Annotated in this window: 24 protein-coding genes; 11 read left to right on the top strand and 13 right to left on the bottom strand. The window is 65.0% G+C overall.

The features are described 5' to 3' along the window. Window positions 1-9: 9 nt before the first annotated feature. Together X730_RS140445 and X730_RS140450 are read right to left on the bottom strand one after the other, a co-directional pair. Window positions 10-891: a zinc ABC transporter substrate-binding protein gene (locus tag X730_RS140445; protein WP_023740093.1), complete on the bottom strand. Its 882-nt coding sequence runs from the start codon at window positions 889-891 to the stop codon at window positions 10-12. A gap of 233 nt (window positions 892-1,124) precedes the next feature. After that, complete coding sequence (locus tag X730_RS140450) at window positions 1,125-2,186, bottom strand: maleylacetate reductase (RefSeq protein WP_031197277.1); 1,062 nt, start codon at window positions 2,184-2,186, stop codon at window positions 1,125-1,127. 309 nt (window positions 2,187-2,495) lie between these two features. Between X730_RS140450 and X730_RS140455 the strand changes: the two genes are divergently transcribed. The 6 genes from X730_RS140455 to X730_RS140480 all read left to right on the top strand — a co-directional run bounded on the left by X730_RS140455 (window position 2,496) and on the right by X730_RS140480 (window position 9,399). Next, entirely contained in the window at window positions 2,496-3,380 is an 885-nt protein-coding gene (locus tag X730_RS140455) for an AraC family transcriptional regulator (protein WP_023672497.1), read from the top strand. A gap of 228 nt (window positions 3,381-3,608) precedes the next feature. Beyond that, window positions 3,609-4,673, top strand: coding sequence for a sugar ABC transporter substrate-binding protein (locus tag X730_RS140460; RefSeq protein ID WP_023672498.1), 1,065 nt, complete (start codon window positions 3,609-3,611; stop codon window positions 4,671-4,673). 151 nt (window positions 4,674-4,824) lie between these two features. Then, window positions 4,825-5,649, top strand: a complete 825-nt coding sequence (locus X730_RS140465) for an ATP-binding cassette domain-containing protein (protein WP_023695497.1) — start codon at window positions 4,825-4,827, stop codon at window positions 5,647-5,649. Further along, window positions 5,646-6,905, top strand: coding sequence for an ABC transporter permease (locus X730_RS140470; RefSeq protein WP_023727027.1), 1,260 nt, complete (start codon window positions 5,646-5,648; stop codon window positions 6,903-6,905). Before X730_RS140465 ends, X730_RS140470 begins: the two co-directional genes overlap by 4 nt. A 27-nt stretch (window positions 6,906-6,932) precedes the next feature. Continuing rightward, window positions 6,933-7,661, top strand: a complete 729-nt coding sequence (locus X730_RS140475) for an SDR family oxidoreductase (protein ID WP_023727028.1) — start codon at window positions 6,933-6,935, stop codon at window positions 7,659-7,661. A 130-nt stretch (window positions 7,662-7,791) separates the two neighbouring features. Continuing rightward, a complete protein-coding gene (locus tag X730_RS140480; RefSeq protein WP_023827268.1) occupies window positions 7,792-9,399 on the top strand; it encodes an FGGY-family carbohydrate kinase in 1,608 nt (535 codons plus the stop codon). Window positions 9,400-9,409: 10 nt separating this feature from the next. Here the strand turns inward: X730_RS140480 and X730_RS140485 are convergent, their stop codons facing one another. The 6 genes from X730_RS140485 to X730_RS140510 are packed head-to-tail and all read right to left on the bottom strand — an operon-like array spanning window position 9,410 to window position 15,247. Continuing rightward, complete coding sequence (locus X730_RS140485; protein ID WP_023827267.1) at window positions 9,410-10,339, bottom strand: phosphatidate cytidylyltransferase; 930 nt, start codon at window positions 10,337-10,339, stop codon at window positions 9,410-9,412. Between the two features lie 20 nt (window positions 10,340-10,359). Next, complete coding sequence (locus tag X730_RS140490; RefSeq protein ID WP_023685463.1) at window positions 10,360-11,028, bottom strand: lysophospholipid acyltransferase family protein; 669 nt, start codon at window positions 11,026-11,028, stop codon at window positions 10,360-10,362. 3 nt (window positions 11,029-11,031) lie between these two features. Further along, window positions 11,032-11,466 (bottom strand): hypothetical protein, encoded by a 435-nt coding sequence (locus tag X730_RS140495; RefSeq protein ID WP_023688985.1) that lies wholly within the window; start codon window positions 11,464-11,466, stop codon window positions 11,032-11,034. A 10-nt stretch (window positions 11,467-11,476) separates the two neighbouring features. Beyond that, complete coding sequence (locus X730_RS140500) at window positions 11,477-12,817, bottom strand: phosphatase PAP2/dual specificity phosphatase family protein (protein ID WP_023695494.1); 1,341 nt, start codon at window positions 12,815-12,817, stop codon at window positions 11,477-11,479. Window positions 12,818-12,821: 4 nt separating this feature from the next. Then, the gene (locus X730_RS140505; protein ID WP_023831078.1) at window positions 12,822-14,606 is read right to left on the bottom strand and encodes a bifunctional alpha/beta hydrolase/class I SAM-dependent methyltransferase; all 1,785 of its coding nucleotides are present in this window, start codon (window positions 14,604-14,606) and stop codon (window positions 12,822-12,824) included. A 38-nt stretch (window positions 14,607-14,644) separates the two neighbouring features. Beyond that, window positions 14,645-15,247: a CDP-alcohol phosphatidyltransferase family protein gene (locus X730_RS140510; RefSeq protein ID WP_023688982.1), complete on the bottom strand. Its 603-nt coding sequence runs from the start codon at window positions 15,245-15,247 to the stop codon at window positions 14,645-14,647. 238 nt (window positions 15,248-15,485) lie between these two features. Between X730_RS140510 and X730_RS140515 the strand changes: the two genes are divergently transcribed. From X730_RS140515 to X730_RS140525, 3 genes are read left to right on the top strand one after another with little or no spacing between them, the layout of a single operon-like run. Beyond that, window positions 15,486-16,487 carry a sugar phosphate isomerase/epimerase family protein gene (locus X730_RS140515; protein ID WP_023672509.1) on the top strand — a complete coding sequence of 334 codons (1,002 nt, stop codon included), beginning with the start codon at window positions 15,486-15,488 and terminating at the stop codon, window positions 16,485-16,487. Further along, complete coding sequence (locus X730_RS140520) at window positions 16,484-17,359, top strand: MurR/RpiR family transcriptional regulator (protein WP_023672510.1); 876 nt, start codon at window positions 16,484-16,486, stop codon at window positions 17,357-17,359. The genes X730_RS140515 and X730_RS140520 overlap by 4 nt, the downstream gene beginning before the upstream one ends. Next, entirely contained in the window at window positions 17,356-18,246 is an 891-nt protein-coding gene (locus X730_RS140525; RefSeq protein ID WP_023705145.1) for a ribokinase, read from the top strand. The genes X730_RS140520 and X730_RS140525 overlap by 4 nt, the downstream gene beginning before the upstream one ends. Before the next feature lie 140 nt (window positions 18,247-18,386). Here X730_RS140525 and X730_RS0134525 read toward each other — a convergent pair whose 3' ends face one another. Continuing rightward, window positions 18,387-18,887, bottom strand: a complete 501-nt coding sequence (locus tag X730_RS0134525; RefSeq protein ID WP_023708694.1) for a hypothetical protein — start codon at window positions 18,885-18,887, stop codon at window positions 18,387-18,389. A gap of 91 nt (window positions 18,888-18,978) precedes the next feature. Further along, a complete protein-coding gene (locus X730_RS140530; protein ID WP_023705143.1) occupies window positions 18,979-19,926 on the bottom strand; it encodes a LysR family transcriptional regulator in 948 nt (315 codons plus the stop codon). 106 nt (window positions 19,927-20,032) lie between these two features. On the opposite strand from X730_RS140530, the gene X730_RS140535 reads away from it, so the two are divergent. Further along, on the top strand, window positions 20,033-21,043 hold the full coding sequence (locus X730_RS140535) for an NAD(P)-dependent alcohol dehydrogenase (protein ID WP_023705142.1): 1,011 nt from the start codon (window positions 20,033-20,035) through the stop codon (window positions 21,041-21,043). 219 nt (window positions 21,044-21,262) lie between these two features. On the opposite strand, the gene X730_RS140545 is transcribed toward X730_RS140535, so the two are convergent. From X730_RS140545 to X730_RS140555, 3 genes are read right to left on the bottom strand one after another with little or no spacing between them, the layout of a single operon-like run. Beyond that, on the bottom strand, window positions 21,263-23,563 hold the full coding sequence (locus X730_RS140545; RefSeq protein WP_023827265.1) for a xanthine dehydrogenase family protein molybdopterin-binding subunit: 2,301 nt from the start codon (window positions 23,561-23,563) through the stop codon (window positions 21,263-21,265). Next, a complete protein-coding gene (locus X730_RS140550) occupies window positions 23,560-24,543 on the bottom strand; it encodes a xanthine dehydrogenase family protein subunit M (RefSeq protein ID WP_023705139.1) in 984 nt (327 codons plus the stop codon). Before X730_RS140550 ends, X730_RS140545 begins: the two co-directional genes overlap by 4 nt. Further along, on the bottom strand, window positions 24,540-25,034 hold the full coding sequence (locus X730_RS140555; protein WP_023705138.1) for a (2Fe-2S)-binding protein: 495 nt from the start codon (window positions 25,032-25,034) through the stop codon (window positions 24,540-24,542). The genes X730_RS140550 and X730_RS140555 overlap by 4 nt, the downstream gene beginning before the upstream one ends. A 523-nt stretch (window positions 25,035-25,557) precedes the next feature. Between X730_RS140555 and X730_RS140560 the strand changes: the two genes are divergently transcribed. After that, window positions 25,558-26,175, top strand: a complete 618-nt coding sequence (locus X730_RS140560; protein WP_023709407.1) for a TetR/AcrR family transcriptional regulator — start codon at window positions 25,558-25,560, stop codon at window positions 26,173-26,175. Window position 26,176: the final 1 nt, after the last annotated feature.

Here is a 26,176-nt window from a genome sequence, read left to right as displayed (position 1 = left end):
CAGTCACGTTCATTGTGTGCGGGCGGCGAGCGCCTTCTGGACCGCGTCGATCTGGCCGCGGAACCAGGTCTGGATCGTCTGGCCCGCCGGTTCCGTCTCGGTGACGCCGATGACAGTGACCTTATTCTGCCTGGCGATGTCGAGCAGCCTTGTCGTTGCCTCGTCGGTCACCTGCGAATTGTAGAACAGGATCTTGGCCGAGCCGTCCTTCAGGCTGTTTTCGAACGCCGCCACCTGCGTGGCGCTCGGCTCCGCATCGTTCATCAAAGCCACCTGGAAATCGTAGTTCAGCATTTTCAGGCCGAGCGCTTCCGCCATGTAGCCGAAGACCGGCTCGGTAGCCGTCACCTCGGTGCCGGCATAGGTGTTCTTGACGTCGGCGATTTCCTTGTCAATGGCCTCGAGCGAGGTCTGGAATGCCTTGAGATTGGCCTCGTAATGCGCTGCATTGGCCGGATCGCGTTTGGCAAGATCGGCGCTCAGCGCCTTGGCGATGGCCGGCAGCGTCGCCGGGTCGTACCACAGATGCGGGTTGTCGCCCGACTTCTTGCCGATCAGGTCGGCGGCGACGATGGTCGTGCGATCCTTGGCTGTCGAGGCCGACAGCAGCTTGTCCATCCACGGATCGTAGTCGGCGCCGTTGTAGATGACGATCTTGGCGTCGGCGATGGTGCGCGCCGTCGACGGGCTGGTCTCGAACAGATGCGGATCGTCATCGGGATTGGCCAGGATGCTGGTGACGGCGACGTTGCTGCCGCCGATCTGGCGGGCAAGGTCGCCATAGAAATTCTCGGCCGCCACGATGGTCAGCTTGTCTTCGGCGCGGGCAGCCGTGCCGGTCAAAAGCGGCACCGCGACGAGCAGCGCGGCGAGAAAGGGAATGCGACGCATCCGTGGTCTCCTTGCAGTCTGAAAGGTATGTCGCCGGAGAGGCGGGCTGTGTAACTGTATAACAGTAACAATATAACGTTTGCGTTGAAAATACGGTTGATGTCAATGGGCTTTTCGAGCCGCGCAGTTTTTCACGCGCACAAAAGCGTGAGCGGCCTGCGCCGATCAGGCGGAGCCACTCATGGCGGTCTTCCTGATGAATTCGCGGCGGGTAAGTTCCTTGCTTGTTGCAGTCAGTTTTGCGGACGCCTTCCCTCCCACGCGTCCTGCAACAGGGCGCGGATTGCGGCGCGGTCGAAAGGCCGCGGATTCCAGTATGGGTTCCTGGTCGCAATCTCAGCGGCGCGGTCGAGATCGGCCTGCATGAGGCCGAGTTCTTTCAATGTAAGGGGCGCGCCGACCGCCTTGGCGAAATCCTGGAGACCGCTACCGGCGCTGCCGCCAAACAAGTCGGCGACCGGCTTCAACAAGTCGGGCACCGCGACGGCGTTGAAGCCGATCGTGTGCGGCAACATCACCGCATGCGTCTCGGCATGCGGCATGTCGAAAGAGCCGCCGAGCGTATGACAGATCTTGTGATGCAGCGCCATGCCGACGGCGCCGAGCACCGTACCGCACAGCCAGGCGCCGTAAAGCGCATCGCCGCGTGCATCGATGTTTCCAGGCTCCTTGGTCAACACCGGCAGCGCCGCCGTCATGGCGTGCAATCCTTCTTTCGCCATCAGGGTGGAAATCGGATTGCGATCCTGCGCGTAAAGCGCTTCGGCCGCGTGCGCCATGGCGTTGAGTCCTGACGCGACGCTCATCGCTATCGGCAGGCCGACGGTCAGCTCTGGATCGTAGATCACCACTTCCGGCAGGATCCTTGCGTCACGCATTGTGGTTTTTTCGCCGTTCTCGGTCTGACCGAGGATCGGCGTCACCTCCGAGCCGGCATAGGTGGTCGGGATGACGATCTGCGGCAGGTCGGTGCGCCAGGCGATCGCCTTGCCGAGACCGGTGGTCGAGCCGCCGCCAAGCGCGACAACGCAGTCAGCCTTGACCTCGGTTGCCTTGGCCATTGCCGTTTGGGTTACCTCGACCGGCGTGTGCATGGCGGCGCCCGAAAAGATGCCGGCCGCCAGCGCGCCGAGGGACTTGGCAAGCGCCTCGCCGTCGGCAGCCCGATGCGGCGTCGACAGCACCAGCGCGCGCTTGCAGCCGAGTTTTTCGATCCAGGTGCCCACCTCGGACGACGCGCCATTGCCGAAGACAATATGCGCAGGGCTGCCGGAGTAGGTGAACGTCCTTGTCATGCCGATCCGCTCCCTTTGCATATTGTCACTGTGACGGAGCCGAAATCGAGCGACCAGCTCTCGCCGCCGGCGACATCGTTTGCGTCGTCACCGTCTCGCAAGCGGGGCCTGATCTCTCCCGCGTACTCGCAAACGTATCGCCTTGACCACAAAAACGTCAAAAAAGTATCAGTGAGGTGGACACACCGTGGTGGCGGCTGCATGAATTGCCGCCTAAGCTTCGATCACTGCAGAGAGCGGCAAACGCGGCCTGCGGGAGATGGCACTGCAACTGGTCGCATGACCGGACCGGCGCCGGGAGGAACTGACATGAATCCGGACTTGGAAGTCGTCCAGATCAGACGCGGCGAGTCGTTCAAGGCCTGGGCCCACGGCTACCCCTTCCACACGGTGCGCTGGCACTTCCACCCCGAATACGAAATCCATCACGTCGTCGCCACCACGGGCCATTATTTCGTCGGTGACTTCATCGGCGAGTTCGAGCCCGGCAACCTCGTGCTCACCGGCCCGAACCTGCCGCACAACTGGGTCAGCGACGTGCCGGCAGGCGCCAGCGTGCCGCTGCGCGGCCGCGTCGTGCAGTTCTCGCAAGAGTTCATTGCCGACGCCACCGCCGCGTTGCCGGAACTTGCCGGTTGTGAAAACATTCTCGAGCTCAGCCGCCGCGGCGCGCTGTTCTCCACCGCTACCGCCAAGCTCGCCGCACCTGTGCTGGCCGAACTGGTCGAAGCGCAAGGCGTTCGCCGCATCGCTTTGTTCATGGAACTGATCGATATTCTGAGCCGCGCCGCCGATGTGCGGACGCTCACCAGCGCCAGCTATCTGCCGGATCCCTCAGGCTTCATGTCGGCCGGCGTCAACAAGGCGCTTGCCTATATCAACGCCAACCTGACCGAGCCGTTCAGCGAAAGCGATCTGGCGGCGATCGCCGGCCGCAGCCCGAGCGCGTTTTCGCGCAGCTTCCGCCGCCATACCGGCATGGCGCTGGTGCAGTATGTCAACCGGTTGCGCATCAACCTCGCCTGCCAGCTGCTGATGAGCGAGGCCGACATGCCGATCACCGAGATCTGCTATGCCGCCGGCTACAACAACATCTCGAATTTCAACCGCCAGTTCCTGACCCAGAAAGGCATGTCGCCTTCGCGCTTCAGGGCCCTGCTGGCGGAAAACATCAGCGCGGAGATTGCCGCCTAACAGGGAGGACCGGGAGGAGCCTAGACGTTTACTGAGGTAAGAACGCGGGGTGCGTTGGAGGCGCCCCGTGCTGGAGATCGCTTGTCCCGAAATCCAGGGATATCAAGGGGATGCGCAGCACGGATCAAGTGCTCCGTTGTTCCTCGCAACAGCCGACTGCAGTCAAGGCCCGGCGCCATGTGGTGTCCAGGGCTTCATGAAACCATTCCTTGAAACGGAGCTATCAAAATGACCAGATTTGCCTGGAAATCGACGGGAGCCATTGCGCTCACTCTGTCTCTTCTTGGCGGCACCGCTGCCTTTGCCGCCCCGGTTACCGACGCCACGGTCGCCTTCTTGATGCCCGACCAGGCCTCGACGCGCTACGAGCAGCACGACTATCCCGGCTTCGTCGCCGAGATGAAAAAACTCTGCCCCGGCTGCAAGGTGATCTACCAGAACGCCGATGCCGACGCCTCGCGCCAGCAGCAGCAGTTCAACTCGGTAATCTCGCAGGGCGCCAAGGCGATCGTGCTTGACCCTGTCGACTCGACCGCCGCCGCCTCGCTGGTCAAGCTGGCGCAGAGCCAGGGCGTCAAGGTCATCGCCTATGATCGCCCGATCCCGACTGCACCTGCCGACTTCTACGTCTCATTCAACAATGAAGGCATCGGCAAGGCCATTGCCGACTCGCTCGTTGAACACCTCAAGGCCCTGAAGGTCGACCCCGCCAGCGGCGGCCTGCTGCAGATCAACGGATCGCCGACCGACGCGGCCGCCGGGCTGATCAAGAAGGGCATCCATTCCAGCCTCGACAACAGCGGCTACAAGATCCTTGCCGAATACGACACGCCGGAATGGGCGCCGCCGAAGGCGCAGCAATGGGCAAGCGGCCAGATCACCCGCTTCTCCACGCAGATCGTCGGCGTCGTTGCGGCCAATGACGGCACCGGTGGTGGCGCCATCGCCGCTTTCAAGGCCGCCGGAGTCGATCCGGTGCCGCCGGTGACCGGCAATGACGCGACCATCGCCGCCCTGCAGCTGATCATCGCCGGCGACCAGTACAACACCATCTCCAAGCCGAGCGAGATCGTTGCGGCGGCTGCCGCCAACGTCGCCGTCCAGCTTCTGTCGGGCGAGACGCCGAAGGCCGAAATGACCCTCTACGACACTCCTTCGCAGCTGTTCACGCCGGCGGTGGTGACGCAGGAAAACCTAAAGGCCGAGATCATCGACAAGAAGATCAACACCGCCGAAGAGCTTTGCGTCGACCGCTACGCCGAAGGTTGCAAGAAGCTCGGCATTACAAAGTGACAATGCAGGTCGCCCAAAAGTGCGCAGCGGTTTTGGGATAACGACATGCATAAAAGGATGACCTAGAATCCTGATCCTGCTTTCCGGCCGCCCTTGCGGTGGCCGGAAGTTCGCAGTCACTCTTGACAGCCATCCGGAAAGGTTTGCCACCATGTCTGACATCTCTGACGGACCGGTTTCGGCAGGAGAGCTGGTGCTCAGCCTGCGCGGCATCTCGAAGAATTTCGGCGCCGTTTCGGCGCTCACCGATATCGATCTCGATGTCCATGCCGGCGAAGTGGTGGCGCTGGTCGGCGACAATGGCGCCGGCAAGTCGACGCTGGTCAAGATCCTGGCCGGCGTCCACCAGCCGAGCTCGGGCACCATCAATTTCCGCGGCAGGCAGGTGACCATGCCTGACCCGAGTGCCGCGCTGACGCTCGGCATCGCCACCGTTTTCCAGGATCTGGCGCTGTGCGAAAACCTGGACGTCGTAGCCAACATCTTTCTCGGCAAGGAGCTCAACCCGCTACGGCTGGACGAGGTGGCGATGGAGATCCGCGCCTGGACGCTGCTCAACGAATTGTCGGCGCGTATTCCAAGCGTCCGCGAGGCGGTCGCCTCGCTGTCCGGCGGCCAGCGCCAGACGGTGGCGATCGCCCGCTCGCTGCTGCTCGACCCCAAGGTCATCCTCCTCGACGAGCCGACCGCCGCGCTTGGCGTCGCCCAGACGGCGGAAGTGCTGAACCTCATCGACCGGGTGCGCGAGCGTGGGCTCGGCGTGCTGATGATCAGTCACAATATGGAGGACGTGCGCGCCGTCGCCGATCGCATCGTGGTGCTCAGGCTCGGCCGCAACAACGGCGTCTTCGAACCCGACGCCTCGAACCAGGAACTGGTCAGCGCCATCACCGGCGCCGCCAACAATGCAGTGTCGCGCCGCGCCGAACGGCGCAAGGCCGCCGAACAAGCGAACAATCAGGAGCAGCGGCCATGAGCGCGGAGCCCAAGCAGGACACCTCCTCGTCGACGGCGCTCGACCGCAGCGACGTGCGCGTCAAGCACCAGGCCGGCGTTGGTGGCGCCATCAGCGCCTTCTTCGACCGCGTCCGCTCCGGCGACCTCGGCTCGTTGCCGGTCATCGTCGGCCTGGTCATCATCTGGAGCGTGTTCACCGCCCTCAATCCGGTCTTCGTCTCGTCGAGCAATCTGGTCAATCTCCTGTTCGACTGCTCGACCGTCGGCGTCATCGCGCTCGGCATCGTCTGTGTGCTGATGGTCGGCGAGATCGACCTGTCGGTCGGCTCGATCAGCGGCTTTGCCTCGGCCATGGTCGGCACACTGTGGGTCAACCAGGGCTGGCCGGTGGCGCTCGCCATCCTCGCCGCGATCGCCGTCGGCGGTTTCATCGGCGGGCTCTATGCCTTGCTGTTCAACCGGCTCGGCATGCCAAGCTTCGTCTCGACGCTCGCCGGCCTGCTCGCCGTGCTCGGCCTGCAGCTGTATATTCTGGGCTCCACCGGCTCGATCAATCTGCCCTATGGGTCGAACCTGGTGAATTTCGGCCAGTTGCTGGTCATGCCGGACTGGCTGTCCTATGCACTGGCGGCATTGCCCGGCATCGTCATGCTGATCACCGGCCTGCGCACCGTCAGCCGCCGCCGGGCCGTCAATTTGTCGGCGCCGTCTGTCGGCGGCCTCATCGTGCGCGTCGCCGCCCTGACCATCCTGCTCGAACTGATCGTCGGTTATCTCAACCAGGCGCGCGGCATACCGTGGATGTTCGGCCTGTTCGTCGGCCTTGTGGTGGCGATGAACTATGCGCTGACCCGCACCCAATGGGGCCGCTCGATGACCGCCGTCGGCGGCAACCGCGAAGCGGCGCGCCGGGCCGGCATCAAGGTGCGCTCGATCTACCTCAGCGCCTTCGTCATGTGCTCGATGTTTGCCGCCCTTGGCGGCGTGCTGTCGGCGGCGCGGCTGGCCTCCGCCAGCCAGCAGGCCGGCACCGGCGACGTCAACCTCAACGCCATTGCGGCGGCGGTCATAGGCGGCACCAGCCTGTTTGGCGGCCGGGGCAGCGCCTATTCCGCGCTGCTCGGCATCATCGTCATCCAGTCGATCGCCAGCGGGCTGACCTTGCTCGATCTGTCATCGTCGCTTCGCTACATGATCACCGGCGCCGTTCTGGCAATTGCGGTCATCGTCGACTCCCTGGCACGCCGCTCGCGGGTTTCCCACGGCCGAGCCTGAACCAACAGAGAATACGAGGATAGAAGAATGGCTCAGGATTTGAGTGGAAAAGTCGCGGCGATCACCGGCGCCGCGTCGGGCATAGGCCTGGAATGCGCGAGAGCGCTGATTGCCGCCGGCGTTCGCGTTGTGCTCGTCGATCGCGCCGAAGACGCGCTGAAAAGCGTCTGCACCGAACTCGGTCCCAACGCGATCCCGCTGGTGATCGATCTGATGAAGCCGGCCAGCGTCGCGACGATGATGCCGCAAATCCTGGACAAGGCAGGCCAGCTCGATATCTTCCACGCCAATGCCGGCGCCTATGTCGGCGGCCCGGTGCTCGAAGGCAACCCGGATGCCTGGGACCGCATGCTGAACCTCAACATCAATGCGGTCTTTCGTTCCATCCACGCCGTGCTGCCGCATATGGTCGAACGCAAGACCGGCGACATCATCGTCACGTCTTCGATCGCCGGACTGGTGCCCGTGGTCTGGGAGCCGATCTACACAGCGTCGAAACACGCCGTGCAGGCCTTCGTCCATACGGTGCGCCGCCAGGTCGCCCCGCATGGCCTGCGCGTCGGCGCGGTGCAGCCGGGGCCGGTGGTGACAGCGCTGATCAGCGATTGGCCGAAGGACAAGCTTGAGGATGAACTGGCCAAGGGCGGCCTGATACAACCGGTCGAGGTCGCCGAAGCCGTGCTGTTCATGCTGACTAGGCCACGCAACGTCACCATCCGGGACCTGGTGATCCTGCCGCAGAGCAATGATTTGTGAGGCAATAGGCATTAGGCAGGGAATGGGGAGAGGCTCTTGCAACTGACCGTTCACTGCTGACCATCTCGCCTACTGCCTACTGCCTACTGCCTACTGCCCACTGCCTACTGCCTAACTTCTGAGGTTCCCCATGTCCCACTTCCTCGGCATCGACGTCGGCACTGGCAGTGCCAGGGCGGGGGTGTTCGACAGCAAGGGCGCCATGCTTGCCTCGGCGAAGCGCGACATCGCTCTGTTCATCGAGCCCGGCGAAATCGCCGAACAGTCGAGCGAGGACATCTGGCGTGCGGTTTGCGCCAGCGTGCGCGAGGCGGTGACCAAGTCGGGGCTCGCTGGGCGCGACATTGCCGGCATCGGCTTCGACGCGACCTGTTCGCTGGTCGTGGTCGGCAAGGACGGCGCGCCGTTGCCGGTCGGCCATTCCGGCGATGCCCAGCGCAACATCATCGTCTGGATGGACCATCGTGCGCTCGATCAGGCGCAGCGCATCAATGCCGGCAAGCACGCCGTGCTCGATTATGTCGGCGGCACCATATCGCCGGAGATGGAAACGCCGAAGCTGTTGTGGCTGCGCGAAAACCTGCCCGCCACCTTCGATGCCGCCGAGCATTTCTTCGACCTCACCGACTATCTGACCTGGCGCTCGACCGGCAGCCTGGGGCGCTCGATCTGCACGCTGACCTGCAAATGGACCTATCTCGGTCATGAGCGGCGCTGGGACGACGCCTATTTCCGTGCCGTCGGCCTCGGCGCGCTCGCCGATGAAGGCTTTGCCCGCATCGGCACCGAAATCGTCGAAGGCGGCACGGCACTTGCCCAAGGCCTGACTGAGGCCGCCGCGGCCGATCTCGGCCTGCTGCCGGGAACGCCGGTTGCTGCCGGCCTGATCGATGCCCATGCCGGGGGAGTCGGCACGGTTGGCGGGCAGGGCTCCGTCGGCACCTTGCAGTCGCGCATGGCCTATGTGTTCGGCACTTCGGCCTGCACCATGGCCAGCACCAGCGAGCCGGCCTTCGTGCCCGGCGTCTGGGGCCCGTATTTTTCCTCGATGGTGCCGGGGCTTTGGCTCAATGAAGGCGGGCAATCGGCGGCGGGTGCTGCAATCGACCACCTCGTCGCTTTCCATCCGGCCACGGCTGAGGCATCCGCAAAAGCCAAGGCGGAAGGTCTCGGCCTGACCGCTTGGCTTGGTCAGCAGGCGGCGAAGCAGTCCGCCGACCTGTCCGCCGTAGCGCACCTGGCCGATGGACTGCATGTCGTGCCGGAATTCCTCGGCAACCGCTCGCCCTTCGCCGATCCCGAGTCCAAGGCCTTGATCGCCGGGCTTGGCATGGACACGTCCCTCGACAGTCTGGTCGCGCTCTATGTCGCCGGCCTGCTGGGCATCGGCTACGGCGTGCGCCAGATCCTTGCGGCGATGGCCAACAAAGGCATCGCCATCGGCACCATCGTCGTCAGCGGCGGTGCCGCGCAAAGCGAGCTGGTACGTCAGCTTTTGGCCGACACCACAGGCCTGACCGTCGCCGGTTCGACCTCGCCCGAACCGGTGCTGCTCGGCTCGTCCATATTGGCGGCGGTGGCGGCGCAAAAATATCCCGATGTGATCGCGGCGATGACCGGCATGTCGCGCATCGGCGACATCTATCGCCCGGCCGGCGGCGATCTGGTGCCTTGGCACGACAAGCGCTTCGCCGCCTTCGAACTGTTGCAGCAGGCGGGCCGCGCGATCCGCGATTGAGCGGCTTCGCTCACGTCCAGAAATAGCGGACGATGTGGAAGAACACCGGCGCGGCGAAGACCAGGCTGTCGGCGCGGTCCATCATGCCGCCATGGCCTTCGATGAGGTGGCCCCAGTCCTTGACCCCCTGGTCGCGCTTGATCGCCGACGCCACCAGCCCGCCGAGGAACCCCATCAGGCAGGCGATGAAGGCGACGCCTGCCGCCGCGAGCGGCGAGAACGGCGTCAGGAACGACAGCAGCGCGCCGAGCAGGCTCGATGACACCAGCCCGCCGATCAGCCCTTCCCAAGTCTTTGATGGCGAAACGGACGGCGACAAAAAATGCCGGCCGAACAGCTTGCCGAAAATGTATTGCAGCACGTCGCTGCCTTGCACGGTGATGATCAGGAAGGCGATGAGCAGGAGGTTGCGGCCCTCGAAACCGGGCACGTTGAGCGTCAGCAGCGCCGGCACATGGCTGACGCAGTAGACCGAGATCATGACCGCCCATTGCTGCGCGGACACGCGCTCGAGGAAGCGCTCGGTGTCGCCGTTGAGCGCGGTGATCGCCGGCATCAAGAGGAAGCAGTAGACGGGGATGAAGATGGTGAACAGCCCGTACCAGGCGGTCCACACCAGCCAGTACTGGAAGGGAATGATGATGCCGAACATGCCGAGCAGCACCCAGTGGTCGCTGCGCCGGCTGTGCGTCAGCGTCACGAACTCGCGCAGCGCGGCAAACGAGATCAGCGCAAACAGGATGGTCATGCCGGTGCGGCCGAAGAAGAAGGCGACGGTGATCGCCAGCACCATCACCCACCAGGCGTTGATGCGCTGGTTCAAGTTGACGAGCGTCGAGGGCAACGGCTTCGGCGCCCGCCACGACAGGATGCCGGCAATGACGCTCGCCGTGGTCAGCACGCAGACAAGGCCGGCCAGCAGGATGACGGTTTCATGCATCGGTGGAAGCGTGAGTGGCATCAGTCGTCTCGATCCGGACGCGGGTTGAGCGACAGCAGCGTCTGGCGCGCGCGCTCGAGGAAGGTGCGGCGTTCTTCGCCGGGCGCGATCGCCACCGGCGGACCGAAGACGACGCGGCACAAAAGCGGCACCGGTAGGAACTGGCCCTTGGGCAGCACGCGCGACATGTTCTCGATCCAGCACGGGATGAGTTCGACATCCGGCCGCGCCATCGACAGATTGTAGAGGCCGGAGCGGAACGGCAGCAGATCCGCCTCCGTCGTGTTGCGAGTGCCTTCGGGAAACAGGATCAGCGAGTGGCCGTCGTCGAGCACCGACAGCATGATCGAGATCGGGTGTTGCGTTTCGTCGGTCCACTGCCGGTGGATGAGCACGGACGACAGCATGTCCTGCGCGATGAAGCGGCGCAGCCGCGACTTGCCCCAATATTCGGCCGCCGCGATCGCATGGGTGCGGGCGCGCACCTTCTCGCTCAGACAAGCCGACAGCAGGATGAAATCACCATGGCTGGCATGGTTGGCGAAATAGATGCGCTGCCGCTCCGACGGCTGGCTGCCGTTCCAGATTGGTCTGACGCCGGTTACCACCCAGGCCGCCGCCGACAGGCCGACCGACGTCACCGTCTGCAGCAAGGTGAAGGTGTTGGCGCGCAGGTGAAGTTTTGTCATGGCTCAAACAAATGCTGCGAAAAGGGATGCCGCAGCAAACATGGCGAGCGCCATGCGCTGCCTTGTCAGCAGGCGGCGCGTGCCTGCCATGCGATGGTCGAGCGAGCGGCCGCCGGCAGTGGTGGATTTCAGGCGCATGCGCGCCAGCACATCGTCGACCGCGGCACCCCCGGCGGCCTCGCTGGCGTGGCTTGCCATCAGCCGGAACAGCAGCGCATCGAACAAAAGCAAGGCCGAAAGAGCCAGCGTGGCCACGGCGCTCGCCGCCGTGACCAGCCAGGCCGCCGCGGACAGCGCTGTCGTCTGCGGCCCGGCCACCAGGCCGATGACCGGCGCTGCCATCACAGCCGCCACCACGAGCAGGATCGGCCACACCGCCTGCACCATCAGTCCGGCGGCGAATATTTCGGCGTTCTCGGGAAAATTCTCGCCACTCATGCCGGCCAACTCATGTCGGTTCTTCCAGCCCGATCTGAAGATGCACGGGCCGGCTCAATGCGGCGAGTTTCCTGCGCGCCTGCGCGGCAGTGTGCGAGCGTCCGGTCACAACCAGCCAGTCGGCGACGACGGCTGCACTGCGCTGGAAGCCGAGCGCGCAGCAGACCAGGACGGTGCCGCGCCGGCGCGCCAGCTCGATCGCCGCCACCGCTCGCTCCAGCCTGTCGTGAGGCGGCGCCACGAGGTCGAGCATCGCGTAGCTGATCCAGCGGCAGGTCACGCCGCGCGGCCGTTCCATCTCGCCGGCAAGGTCGATCACTGTGCCGAAGCGGTTGGCCTCGTCGGCACTCGGAAACCGGCCGAGGAAAACACCGTCGGTGATCTCCGCTTGCGGCGCCAGTTGGCGGGTCCATACCCACACATTGATCCGGGCGCCAAGCCGGTAGGGCAGGAGCAGGATACGGTTGGCCAGTGAGACGCTACCATCGGCTGCCTTCTGGAACACTTTGGCGCCGGCCCCAGCATAGCCGAAGGCGACGATGGCCAGCGCCAATGCCGGCCACAACAGGATGAGAAAATCGGCGGAGACCAACGCGCCCTCGGCAGCGCCGGCCAGGGCAAGGGCCGCCCCCAGCCCGTAATAACCCGCCAGCCGCCGCGCCCTTGGGTCGGCGGTCAACCGAAAACCCCAGAATGGCAGCTCGCCCTTGGACGGAAACAGCCACAGCGCAAACAGGCCGAGCAGGGCGCCGGTCGGAATGTCGATGAAATGATGCTGCCAGGTCGTCAGCACCGAGGCGCCGATGAGAAAACACCAGACGTGCCAGACCGGGCGGAGAATGCCGCCGAGACGGTGACGTGCCAGAACGTGACGCCAATGGTCCCAGATGATCACCAGGAGTGCGATGTGCAGGGATGGCGCCTGGTTGAACGGCTTGTCGAAACCACCGAGCACTGCAAACAGGAAACCCGGCAGGCCGGTGGTTTCCGGCCGCACGAATGTCGCCGTCAGCGGGAACGCGATGAAGCAGGCGACGGCAATGATCTGCGCCGAGAGATAACGGCCGGCGAGCCGGTTGACACCGCGCCTGGTCGTGTTGAGCAGCAGCGATAGGCCGTAGAACAGATTGATCGACCAATAGGGCACGATCGTCCAGGCGACGAAAGGGATGGCGTGTTCCCAGGCAAACATGATGCTGCCGACATGGTCGCGCCGCGACGCCAGCCAGTTGGCAAAGCCATAGGTCGAATAGAAGAACGGCGCCAGCAGCGCCAGCCAAAGGGCGGCCCTCAGCACGATGCCCAAATAGGGTTCCCGCGCCGGGGCAGGGTCAGTGACAGGCAGGGCCATGGTCTCAGACGCGCCGTGCGACCGAGACGGTGAAGATGCCCCATTGGTCGATGCGCTGGTCGATCTTTTCGAAACCGGCAGCCGTCACCAACTGGTCCATCTCGCCCTGCGTGCGCCGCCGCATCACCCAGGCCTGGCCGCCGCGATGCGAGGTCAGGCTGCGCGCGATCATCTCCAGCTGCGGATGCCATGGCTGGTTGGTGTAGACGAGCAGGCTGCCGGACTGCATGGCGCTGGCCAGCCCGCCGAGCGAGCGGGAAATCATCGTGTTGTCGGCGAACAATTCGTAAAGCCCGGAGACGATGGCGAGGTCCGGCGCCGGCTTTTGCCCGGCCAGCATGTCGGCATCGAAGGCGTCGGCCTGGTGGAAGCTGACGCTGGTCGGCAGACGCCGCTCGGCGATCAGCTTCGAACCCAACCCGACATTGAGCTCGGAATAATCCTGCAGCCGCACGCTTGCTGGTGGTTCAGTGCATTTGGCGACGGCATCGAGCACATAGCGGCCGTGACCGGCGGCGATGTCGAGCATGTGGACGGGACGGCCGGCTGCCTTCAGGCTGGCGGCGGCGTTGCCGATCAGCTCTTCCAGATGCAGCTTGCGCTGGCGGATGCCGCGCCAGCCGATGGCGTCGAGGAAGGTGCGGTCGATCATGCGGCCGATGAAGCCGATGCCGCGCGCGTCGTTCTCGTAGACATAGTCGAGCGTCGAGCCGGAATCGAAGCCGGTGGCGATGCCAATCTTCATGCCCGAAGACAGCCAGGCGCCGATGCCGATCGAGGCGCGGCTTATCGCCCAGTAGATACCCTTTGGCGACAGCAGCGCCAGCGGCGAGGCCAGCCTCTCGGCCTCGTCGCGGGTGTAGCCGGCGCGGTCGGCCTGAAGCAAGTCGATGGTTTTCTCCGGCGTGGCAAATTGCTTTTCGAGGAATGGCCGGATCAGGTCCAGCGCCTGCTTGCGATCGCGCTCGCCCAGCGTGTCGTGGAAGAAGCCGGGCAGCACATGCCGCTCCTTGGCGCTGCTGCCGAGATTGACGAAGAACTCGTGCTGCGGTCCATGCCGCACCACCCAATCGCTGCCGGAGATCAAGAGCTGCGTCGGCACGGTGATGGCGCGCGCGTCCGAGACGATGCGGGCAGCGTGGTCGTAAAGCTCGACCAGGATGTTGGAGGCGATCGGTCGCGTGATCAGCGGATCGGCGTCGAAGGAAGCGATGCGCTCGGCATCATGCGTCAGGAACTTCGCCTTGACGTAGGAATTGACGAAGAAGCGGCCCTTGAGCTTCTGCCACAGCGCAATGCCCTCTTTGGCGAAGGGCACGTAGAGCTTGACCGAAAAGGCCGGTGAAGCCACCACCAGCGCGCGGATGTCGGGCGCATAGTCATGCACCCAGGCAGCAGCCAGCACGGCGCCGAACGACTGCGCGATCAGCGCGATGTCGCGCTGGCCAAAACCATCCCGGCCGATCTCACGCACCAGGCAGTCGATGTCACGAACCAGGGCGGCAAAGGATGGCGCATAGCCGCGCTCGCCGGCCGAGCGGCCATTGCCGCGCACGTCCCAGGCGTAGAAGGCATGGTCGGGCATGGCGAGTTCGTCGACCAGATGCGCCATGCGGCCGCCATGCTCGTGGCCGCGATGGAACAGAAGGATCGCACCCTTTGGCGTCGACCCGGCGGCCGGCCAGTAGCGGTAGAAGATCTCGGTGCCGTCATGGCTCTTGAACGTGCGCTCCAGCGCGATGCGCTCGAGGCTTGCCGGTGCTCCGGCTGCAATGGTCTGGTGGATCATGGTTTCCCTCTGGCGGTCGGGCGCCTGACGCTTTGGCATCATGCGCCGCCCGCTCTAAGGCCGCCGCGTATCCGGTTGATGGCGGTTACGACTGACAGTGTAGCCATGACCGGAAACACAAAGGGCACAATCGCTTGGAACCACAGGCCGCAGGCGATGAGGAAGGCGATGACGCCGAGCGCCAGGGCCCGGTCGCTCTTGCCGAACGGCCCGGCATAGTTGCGCCCGCTGCCTGCGGCAACGCCAAGCACGCCGGCGAACTCGACCAGCATGGCGGTAATAGCGAAGGCGACGACACCCCAGGCCGGGAACAAGGTGGCAAAGGCCAGGATCAGCGCTAGGTCCGAGACGACGTCGCAGAGTTCGTTGAGATACATGCCGAGTTTTGATGCTTGTCCATGTTCCCTGGCCAGCATCCCGTCAATGGCGTTGAGCGCCATGCGCACAAACAGCACCACCGGCATCAACAGGAACACCAGGGGACGGAAGGCAAAGGCAGTGACCACCAGGCCTGTGGCGATGGACAGTGCTGCGGCGAGAAGCGTGATCTGGTTGGCGGTGACGCCGGCATCGGCCAGCCGGTCGGCCAACGGCCGCAGCCTGGCCTGAAAGGCCGGTTTCAGTTGATAAAGCGTTGGCATGTGCGATCCCCCAACCGCGGCTCATGACAGTGTCGGCCAGATTGGTCAATCGGCAGGCAGGGCGCAAGGGCTCGCACCAGCATCCGCACCGTTGCGGGACTCGAAACTCCCGGCATGGATGCAGAGGCGCAGCCGAAGATCTCGGCCAAGCAGGATGTTGCGCGCTACAAACCGCCTCGCAAATGATAACTTTACAAATACTCGTATTTATGTGAAGTAAATCACTGAAAGGTCGATCATGACAAACAGTCGCTTCGCCACCCGCCTGAATTCCTTCGCCTCGCGGCCGCAAGCCGAATGGCCTGATCTCACCGGCAAGCCGTCCATGCTGCAGATGGCCACTCGCGCGGCCAAGGTCGACGGGTTGACCGATCTTGATCTTAATTTCCCCGATCATGTCAGTGAAAAGCCGGCTGAAATCGCCCGAAAGCTCGGCGATTTCGGGCTTTCCATCAATGGCTTTGCCATGCGTTACTACTCCAATCCGGCCTTCAAGCTCGGCGCCTTCACCAATCCGGACCCGGCGGTGCGCCGCGAAGCCATCGACTTGACCAAGGCCGGTATCGATGCGGTGCGCGCGGCCGGCGCCAGTCTGATGACGCTGTGGCTGGGCCAGGATGGCTTCGACTATGCATTTCAAACTGACTATGCGACGCTCTGGCAGCACGAAATCGAGGGGATTCGTGAAGTTGCCGCGCATGATCCCGGCTGCCAGATCAGCCTGGAGTACAAGCCTAACGAACCGCGCTCCTACTCGCTGATGCCGGATGCGGCGACCACCTTGCTGGCGATCCGCGAGGTCGGCCTACCCAATCTCGGCGTCACGCTCGATTTCGCCCATGTGCTCTATGCCGACGAACAGCCGGCCTTCGCCGCGGCGCTGATCGCTCGCCACAGCAAGCTGCTCGGCGTCCATCTCAACGATGGCTATGCCAAGCGCGACGACGGCCTGATGGTCGGCGCGGTGCACACGCTGCAGACCATCGAACTGCTGTGCCAGATCCGTCGCGACGGCTACGCCGGCGCCATCTACTTCGACACTTTCCCCGACATGACCGGGCTCGATCCGGTGCGCGAATGCGAAGTCAACATCGCCACCGTCAAGCGCCTGCTGCGCGTTGTCGACCGGCTGGAGAAGGATAACCGCCTGTCCGCCGCGATGGCCAGCCAGGACGCCGTGACGTCGCAGGCTATCGTCCAGGAAGCCATGCTCGGGCCGGAGACGAGGGGACGTGGATGACGTTGAGCAATCTCGATCTGAAAGCCGTGGGGCCGCGCATCCGCATGATGATGCCGCATCTCACCCCGCTTGAGGCCAAGGTGGTGGAAACCGTCTTCGGCCGGCGCGGTTTCGACGAGACCATTCCGCTCAAGCAGATCGCCGAGGAGGCCGGCGTGTCGGAGGCGATGGTGGTCAAGATCGCCAAGAAACTCGGCTTCTCCGGCTACCGCGACTTCCGCACCGCCGTCTATGAATACAGCCGCCTCCCGACCGCCGAGATGCACCAGGAACTGTCGGTCGACGACAGCTCGGCCGAGATCGTGCAGAAAGTGTTCCGCACCTCGATCCAGGCGCTGGAGGAGACGCTCGCGATCCTCGACATGGACGATTTCGACCGTGCCGCCGATCTGCTCTACCGCGCCAGGAACCGCGATTTCTATGGCGTCGGCGGCTCCGCCCAGATCGCCCGCGATGTCTCGCACAAATTCCTGCGCATCGGCATCCGCGCATCGGTCTATGACGACTCGCACATGATGCTGATGTCGGCCTCGCTGCTCGGCGCCGACGACATCGCCGTCGGCTTCTCGCATTCCGGCAACACGTCGGCCGTCATCGACGCCATCCATCTTGCCCGCAAGAGCGGCGCCCGCACGCTGGCCATCACCAACTACGACAACTCGCCGCTGGCGCAGATTGCCGACATCGTGCTGTGCTCGACGGCGCAAGGCTCGCCGCTGATGGGCGAGAACGCGGCGGCGCGTATCGCCCAGCTCAACATCCTCGACGCTTTGTTCGTGGCGGTGGCGCAGCGCGACTATCAGGCGGCGGAGCGCAATCTCGGCCGCACCATGTCGGCGGTCACCTCGAAACGAAAAGACCGCGGCACATGACGGTTCCGCTGGTCACCGTCTTCGGCAGCCTGCATTACGACATCATGGTGGACGCGCCCGACCGTCCGCGTAAGGGCGAGACGGTGACCGGCCGTGCCTGGCAGCCGAAATGCGGCGGCAAGGGCGGCAACCAGGCGGTCTCGGCGGCACGCGCCGGCGTGCGCGCGGCGATGATCGGCGCCGTCGGCGACGACGATTTCGGCACGGCGCTGCTGGCCAATCTAGATCGCGCCGGCGTCGATCGCCGCTTCGTGCGCGTGGCGGCAGGCGCAGGCTCCGGCATGAGCGTGGCGATCTTCGACAGCGATGGCGACTATGGTGCGGTGATCGTCTCCGGCAGCAATCTCACGCTGGACGATGATGACGTCGTGGCAGCAAGGGAGGTGGTGGTACAGACGGCAGTGCTGTTGCTGCAAAACGAAGTGCCCGACGCCGCAAACATCGCTGCCGCGCGCGCGGTGAAGGCATCCGGCGGCCGCGTCGTGCTCAACGCCGCACCGGCGCGAACACTGTCGGCCGAATTGACCGCGCTGATAGACATCGTCATCGTCAACGCCATCGAAGCGGAATTTTTGGCCGGCATTCCGGTCGTCGATACGCTCGCCGGCGCAACCGAAGCCGCGCGGCGGCTGATCGATGCCTACCCCTCGGCGATCGTCACCGCCGGCGGCGAAGGCGTCGCCTATTGCGACCGGACCGGCGCGGCCTTCGCGCTGGCGGCCGTCCCCGTCAAGGTCGTCAGCACCCATGGCGCCGGCGACGAATTCGTCGGCGCCTTCGCGGCAGGCCTTGCGCGTGGCCATCAGATGGAAGCAGCGATTGCCGCAGCCAATGCCACCGCCGCCTTGCTGGTGGCGACACCGGAGGGAGAGCGCAGCTCGCGTTGAAAACTCAGGCCGCATGTTGCCGCCTCCAAACCCGTGCCCCCGTCGATGAGCGAAACGGCAAACCGGGGCGCGGCTAGAACCCGCTTGGCTTTGCCCTGACGGAGGCGCGGGACCAAGCTGCGTGGTCGAAGTAGGGAGCTTCAGTCCGCTTCGCCGGCCGAACCTTTGCCGCACTGCGCCAGCACCTTGCCGATCGCAGCGCTCGAGCCCGTCAGCGGAAAGCTGTTCTCGCCATATTTGTCGGCCGTAACCGTGACGTCGCCCTTGCCGCGCAACAAGCCGAGCAGTGGATCGTCTTTGCTCAGCTCAGCCGTGAAGTAATTGTACATGGCCTCGAGGTCGAGCTTTTTGGTCATGCTTTTGTCACCGCCCTTGAAGGTGAAGGAAGCGCTGATGCCGGGCTCCAGCTGCTGGCCGGCCGCGCCCAGATCGTAGCTCAGCAACGGCTTGTCGAAACAGACCAGCATCAGATGCGCCTCGGCCTTCGGTCCGCCGCACACCGAAGCCGTCAGCACGCTGCCGCCTTCGTCTTCTTCCATCTTGGCGCTCCAGTTGCAGGACGCGGCAAAAGCCGGCTGCGCGGCTTGCAGCGCGGCCAGAACGGAACTTGCCATGATGAACTTCGCCAATGCACTTTGCATGATCCCCTCCGAGCTACATTCAACGAGATCATACAGGACAAAAGGCCTCGCGACAGCGGCATGCCGTCTTAGCCCCGGCCCGCCCCATTGATCAAGCCTTTGAGACCGGCCTCGACGTCCAGGGCGGCTCCGGCGCGAAGCGCTTACCGATCCAGTCGGCGAAGGCGCGTGTCTTGGCGGCTTGTCCCCTGGCCGAGGGCATGACGACATAGACAGCGCCTTCGTCGGCCAGCGTCCAGTCCTCCAGCAACGGCACCAGCCGTCCGTCGGCGAGTTCGCGCCCGACCAGCCAATCGGTGCTCATCATCAGGCCGAGGCCTTGCACCGCGGCTTCGACCAGCACTTCGGCATCGTCGCAAACCATCGGCCCCGAGACTTCGACGTTAACGCGGCGGCCCGAACTGTCGGTCATCTCCCAGGTGGGAAAGGTCTGGAAGCCGGAGAAGCCGAGGCAGGCGTGTTCGGTCAGCGCTTCCGGCGCTTCCGGCGCGCCCCTGCGGGCGAGGTAGGAGGGAGCAGCGCACAGCAACCGCCGCCGTGTCGCGATCTTGCGCGCCACCAGGCGCGAGTCCTCCAGCGCGCCGAGACGGACGGCGACATCGAAGTTCTCTGCAACGAGATCGACGAACCGGTTGGAGAACTCGGCCTCGATGCGGACATCCGGGAACGTCGCTAGAAAGTGCGGCAACAGCGGCCCGATCCACATACGCCCAAAGGTTCCCGGCAGCGCCAGCCGCAGCAAGCCGCGCGGCGTCCCGCTGGCATGCGCGGAAGCAGCAGCCTCGGCTTCGTCTACCGAGGCCAGGATGGCGCGGACGCGTACCAGGAACTCCGCTCCCGCCTCCGTCAACGATACGCTTCGGGTGGTCCGGTGCAGCAGCCGCACGCCGAGCCGCTGCTCCAGCGATTGCAGGCGGCGTGACAGAACCGTCGAGTCGCGCCCGACGCGCAACGCTGCCTTGGTGAAGGAGCGCGCTTCGGTGATGGCCGCAAAGGCGGCCATTTCGGCAAGGCTGGCGGGGTCGTGTGATTGCTGCATAAAGCACAGGACTCAAATGTAAAAATTTCGGATTATCTGCTTGTAGCGCAGCAGATAGCTTCACTCAATCCTGACGATTGACCCCTTAAACAGGAATGCGTGAGCCATGAAAGCCATCGAACTGACCGCCGCCAAACTGGACGCCTTTCGCGCCACCACCATTGCCACGCCTGAACCGCAGCGCGGCGAAGTGCTGATCCGCCAGCGCGCCGCGAGCCTGAATTTCGTCGATGTGGCGGTGGCCAGCGGCAATTATCGCGTGCCCGGCTTTCCGCTCATTCCCGTCGCCGACGGCGCCGGCGAGATCGTCGCGCTGGGGGAGGGCGTTACGGATTTCGCCGTCGGCGATCGCGTCGTTGCCCATGCCAAGCCGCGCTGGATCGGCGGTCCGCCCCGGCCTAACGAGATGACACAGATGCGCGGAATTTCGCTGCCGGGGTCGCTCGCCGAATATGTCGCGCTGCCGGCCAACTCGCTCGTGCCGGTACCGGCCCGTCTCTCTTTCGAGGCGGCGTCGACCCTGCCGATCGCCGCGACCACCGCCTGGAACGCCGTCCGCGCCGCCGATGTCGGGCCGGGCTCGGTCGTCGTGCTGCTCGGCACCGGCGGCGTCTCCATCTTCACCCTTCAGCTGGCGAAAGCCGCCGGCGCAACCGTCATCATCACTTCTTCGTCGGACGAGAAGCTGGAGCGGGCGAAGGCACTCGGCGCCGATCATCTCATCAACTACCGCGCGACGCCCGACTGGGACGGCAAGGTGCTGGAACTGACCGGCGGCCTCGGCGCCGACCTCGTCGTCGAGACCGCCGGCACCGCCACCTTCGCCCGCGCCGTCAACGCCACCGCGCCTGGCGGCACGCTGTTCACCATCGGTTTCGTCACCGGCGCCGAGGCCACGGTCGACCTGCTGCCGATCATCATCAAGGCGCTGAAGGTGGTCGGCAACAACACCGGGTCGGTATCTGACCTTCGCGCCGCCGTCCGCGCCATCGCCGCCGCCCGCATCGGCCCGGTCGTCGACAAGGTGTTCAGCCAGGAGCAGGCGGCCGAAGCCTACGCGCACATGTCGGCAGGCGGGCAGCATTTCGGCAAGCTTGCCTTTTCGTTGGAGTGGTAGCCCACGGCTGGTGCGACGTTTTGGGTTGGCGAAAGCGGTTGAGCGCGTAATCTCCCCACTCGAGGGGGAGATGGCCGCGAAGCGGTCAGAGGGGGTCGGTCCGACCGGGCTCGACCTACTGCGGCGGAAGGAGGTTGGCGCTCTACGAGAGGCGACCCCCTCTGTCGCCTTCGGCGACATCTCCCCCTCGTCAAGGGGGGAGATTACGCACGCCGCTTCCTAGATCAACTTCTCCAGCGTGATCGGGAGGTCGCGTATCCTTTTTCCAGCTGCGTGGAACACCGCGTTGGCGATCGCCGGCGCTACGCCGACGATGGCCAGTTCGCCCACACCCTTGCCGCCGAGCACAGAGGAGTGCAGGTCGGGAATGCCGACCGAGATGACCTCGATATCGGGGATGTCGGCATTGGTCGGCACCAGATAGTCGCCGAGATTGTTGTTGACGATGCGGCCATGCCTCCGGTCGACAATGCCTTCTTCAAGCAGCGCCTGGCCGATGCCCATGATGATGCCGCCCTTCCACTGGCTTTCGGCCAGCTTGGGGTTGTAGAGCCGGCCCGAATCCAGCGCCGATACCACGCGCGACACGCGCACCGTGCCGAAATCCTCGTCGACGCGCACCTCGATGAAATGCGCGCACCAGGAGTGGCGCGAATAGTCGCCCTCGGTGTGCGGCAGCGCCGCCGCGATGGTGGTGTAGTTCTTGTCGCGATCCTCGGCGGTCGAGTTCGCCGGCATGGTGTCGCCGGTGGCTTCGATGCGGTCGCGGCCGACGCTGGCCAGCAGCTCGGCAATCGAGACATCGGGACCATCGCCGCGCGGCGACCTGATGCGGCCGTTGGCGACGACCAGCGTGTTGGCCTGCAGCGCGTGGAAGGGCGAGCGCGAATCGCTGATCGCCAGACCAACCAGCTGGTCGAGCGCCGATGTCGCCGCCTTGTAGACCGCGCCCGTCATCACGCCGGCCAGCCGCGACCCGCCGGCTACGCCGGCGCGGGGATACCGGGAATCACCGAGCTTCACCACGACATGGTCGGCCGCCACGCCTACCGTTTCGGCCGCCGTCTGCGCCAGGATCGTGTAGGTGCCCTGGCCCATGTCGATCGAGGAGCTTTCGACCTCGACCGAGCCGTTGGCAAGGATACGCACGATGGCCTCGCCGTAAGCGCGCCGCACCGGATAGGAGCCGGCGGCGACGCCCCAGCCGATCAGCTGGTTGCCATCGCGCATCGAACGCGGTTTGGGCGTGCGCTGGGCCCAGCCGAAGCGTTCGGCGCCAGCGGCGAAAGCCTCGCGCAACTGCCGCGTCGACCAGGCCTTTTTTGCGTGCGGATCCTGCTCGGCGTAATTCCTCAGCCGGATCTCCAGCGGATCGATGCCGACCTCGTAGGCGAGCTCGTCAATGGCGCTTTCGATGCCGAAGGCGCTAGGGTTTTCGCCCGGCGCGCGCATGGCGCCGGGCACCACCGAATTCACCCGCACGACATTCTGCTTCGAGGAGAAGTTGGGCGTCGCATACATGATCGAGGTGACCACGCCCAACGGCTCGACCCACATGCCGTCGATCGACGTTTCATTGACGCCGCGATGCACGATCGACTGGATTTTTCCGTCACGGTCGGCGCCGATCGTCACCGTCTGGCGGGTCGCGGCACGGCCGCCATAGCCGGTAAAAGTCTGTGGCCGAGTCATGACCACCCTCACGGGCCGTCCCAGCATCTTGGCTGCGGCAGCCGCTACCGCGCCGTGGCCGAGCGCCAGCGCCTTGGAGCCGAAGCCGCCACCGATATAGGGCGAGACCAGCCGCACATTCTCGAAAGGCAGGCCGAACCATTCGGCATAGGTGCGGGCCATACCGTCGACCCACTGGCTTGGTTCCCACACGGTGAGCTTGTCGCCCTCCCAGCGGGCGATGAGGCCATGCGGCTCCATCGGCGCCTGATATTCGCGCGGCGTGTTGTAGGCGCCGCAGACGCGCACCGGGGCAGCGGCGAAAGCGGCCTGCGCATCGCCCCATTCCTTGGTCATGGCGGCGATCGGAATGCCGTCACCGGCCTTGGCGTCGCTGAGGTCTACGATGGCCGGCGTCTCGTCATAGCTGACCTTGACCATCGCCGCTGCCGCGACGGCCTGGTCGAAAGTCTCCGCGATGACCGCGGCGACATGCTGGCCCGAAAAGGTGATGTCGCGCGCCAGCGGGCAGTAGGGTTTGTCGGGCGGCGGCGTGCCGAACCAGTCCGATGCGGTCCGCAGGCTCATGATGGTATCGGGCGTCAGCACCTTGAGCACGCCAGGGGCCGCCTCGGCAGCTGACGTGTCGATCGAACGTACCTTGCCGGCGGCGACAGTGCTTTCCACCAGCACGCCATAGGCAAGCCCGTCGAGCTGCTGTTCGACGGCGTATTTTGCCGCACCGGTAATCTTGGCCGGGCCGTCGACGCGCGACAGCCGCCCGCCAACCTGATCGGCAGTGCCGTCCGAAGCGTCGCCGTGCCGTGTCCTGGGGTCGTGAATGGTCATGCCATGGCTCCCGTCTTGAGGATGGCGCGGGCAACGACGCGCGGCGCCAGTTCGATCTTGTAGTGGTTGGCGCCGTGGTCGACGGCGCCTTCCACGGCGAGCAAGCTGGCGGCCCGCACCCTGTCTTCGCTGGGCACCTTGCCCTTCAACGCCGCTTCCACGGCGTGCGCCCGCCACGGCTTCGTCGCGACGCCGCCCAGCGCGACGCGCAGGTCGCGAATGGTGCGGCCATCGGCTTCGAAGTCGATGCCGACCGCGGCGCTTGCAGCCGCGAACTCATAGGACTGCCGGTCGCGAACCTTGAGATAGGTCGACCGCCGGGCGGCGGCTGAAGCCGGGATGCTGATGGCCGTGATCATCTCGCCCGGTTGGATGGCATGTTCCCTGTCGGGCGTGGCGCCGGGCAGGAGAAAGAAGTCGTCGACGGCAACCTGGCGTTCGCCAAGATGAACCACGGCGTCGAAGGCGACCAGCGCGGTGGCGAGATCGCCGGGATACATGGCGATGCAGGCGTCGCTGGTGCCGAGCACGGCATGGCCGCGGGTGACGCCGCCGATCGCCGAGCAGCCGCTGCCGGCCGAGCGCTTGTTGCAGGCGGAAAAATTCGCGGGATCGCGGAAATAGGGGCAGCGCGTGCGCTGCATCAGATTGCCGCCGATGGTCGCCATGTTGCGCAGTTGCGCGGAAGCCGCCTGCCACAGCGCTTCGGAGACCGCGGGAAAGCGGCTCTTGATCTCGGCATGGTCGGCGACGTGGCTCATCTTGGCCAGCGCGCCGATCATGGCACTGTCAGCGTCGACCTTGATGGCGTCGAGCCCTTTGAGATGGGTGATGTCGACCAGGCTCTCGGGTTCGGCAACGCCGCATTTGGCGAGATCGACCAGCGTCGTGCCGCCGGCAAGCAGCATGGCGCCGGGCAGGGCGGCAGCTTGGCGTGCGGCGTCGATGCTATGGGCGCGAACGTAGGAAAAATCCCTCATGACGCGACCTCCAGTGCCGCCTGGCGCACGGCGGCAACGATGTGCGGATAGGCTCCGCAGCGGCACAGATTGCCGGCCATGTATTCGCGGATCTCGTCATCCGAGCCGGCATGGCCCTCGCGGATGCAGGCCACCGCCGACATGATCTGTCCGGGCGTGCAGTAGCCGCACTGGAAAGCATCCTGGTCGAGGAAAGCAGCCTGAACCGCGTTGAGCGTGCCGTCATCGCCGGCCAATCCTTCGATGGTGGTGATCTCGCGGCCTTCGGCTTGTGCTGCAAGCGTCAGGCAGGACAGCACGCGCTGTCCCTCGACATGCACCGTGCAGGCGCCGCACTGGCCCTGGTCGCAACCCTTCTTGGTGCCGGTCAGGTCGAGGCGATCACGCAATGCATCGAGCAGCGTGACGCGCGGCTCGACCTGCAGTTCGTGACTGTGTCCGTTGATGGTGAGACGGATTGGGATAGTGGTGGATTTGGTTTGGTCGGTCATGAGGCGTCTGGCTCCAGTTGCTTGACGCTAGGGGATTGAAATGGGCTCGAGTGGGAGAGGACAAGGGAAGAGGCGACGGTGCGCCTAATCTCCCCCCTTGTGGGGGAGATGCCCGGCAGGGCAGAGGGGGCGCGAAAGAATGCGACGTTCCNTCTCCCCCCTTGTGGGGGAGATGCCCGGCAGGGCAGAGGGGGCGCGAAAGAATGCGACGTTCCCGATTTACATGCGTCGACACGAATCTTGTCCGAGGAGGCGCTAGTCAGGCCTTGATAGGCTGGCGGGACAGCGCCCCCCTCTGTCCTGCCGGACATCTCCCCCACGAGGGGGAAGATTGGCAGCTCTGCCGCCCCGACTCTCCAGCCGGCAGGGGATGCTTCAGTCTTCACAATCTCAACACGTGACATATCGGCTCCCCTGATTATATGATAAGACTGCTCCACTAAAACGGAGGCGCCTCCGTTTATCTAGTTGGGGGCTTACCCCTTTGGGTTCAAGCCCCCATATATCAACAGTGGAGAAAAAATTGACCGAGCAGTCGCAAGCAATTGCCGACGAGAAGCGCGAAGCCGCAGCGCCAAGGCCGCTGCGCGCCGATGCGCAGCGCAACCGCGACCGGCTGGTCGAGGTTGCGGCAGCGGCCTTTGCCGAGCACGGTGTCGATGCCTCGCTGGAGGAGATCGCGCGCCAGGCCGGCGTCGGCATCGGCACGCTCTACCGGCATTTCCCAACCCGCGAGCATCTGGTCGAAGTGGTCTACCGGCGTGAAGTCGAGGCGCTCTGTGCGGCGGCCGATGACCTCGCCAGCCACCATTCGGCCGACATGGCGCTGGAACAGTGGATGCAGCGCTTCGTCGACTACATCGCCACCAAGCGCGGCCTGGCGGCCAGCCTGCGCATCCTGTTCAACACGAATTCCGCCGTGTTCTCCGACATGTCGGGCCGGGTGTCGCTGGCCTTGCGGCAACTGGTCGAGGCGGCGGTGGCCGAAGGCTCGATCCGCAGCGACGTCGATGCCTCCGATGTGCTGCACGCACTCGGCGGCATCTACTCGGCCCCCGACACCAAGGACTGGCGCGACCGCTCGCGCCGGCTGGTCAAGCTGCTGATGGACGGGCTGCGGTTCGGGGCAGGGAAGAGGTGAC

The organism is Mesorhizobium sp. L103C131B0, assembly GCF_000502275.1.
In the GTDB taxonomy this organism is placed as follows: domain Bacteria; phylum Pseudomonadota; class Alphaproteobacteria; order Rhizobiales; family Rhizobiaceae; genus Mesorhizobium.
Note: the sequence above shows the minus strand (reverse complement) of the source record. Positions and strands in the feature narration are given on the sequence as shown.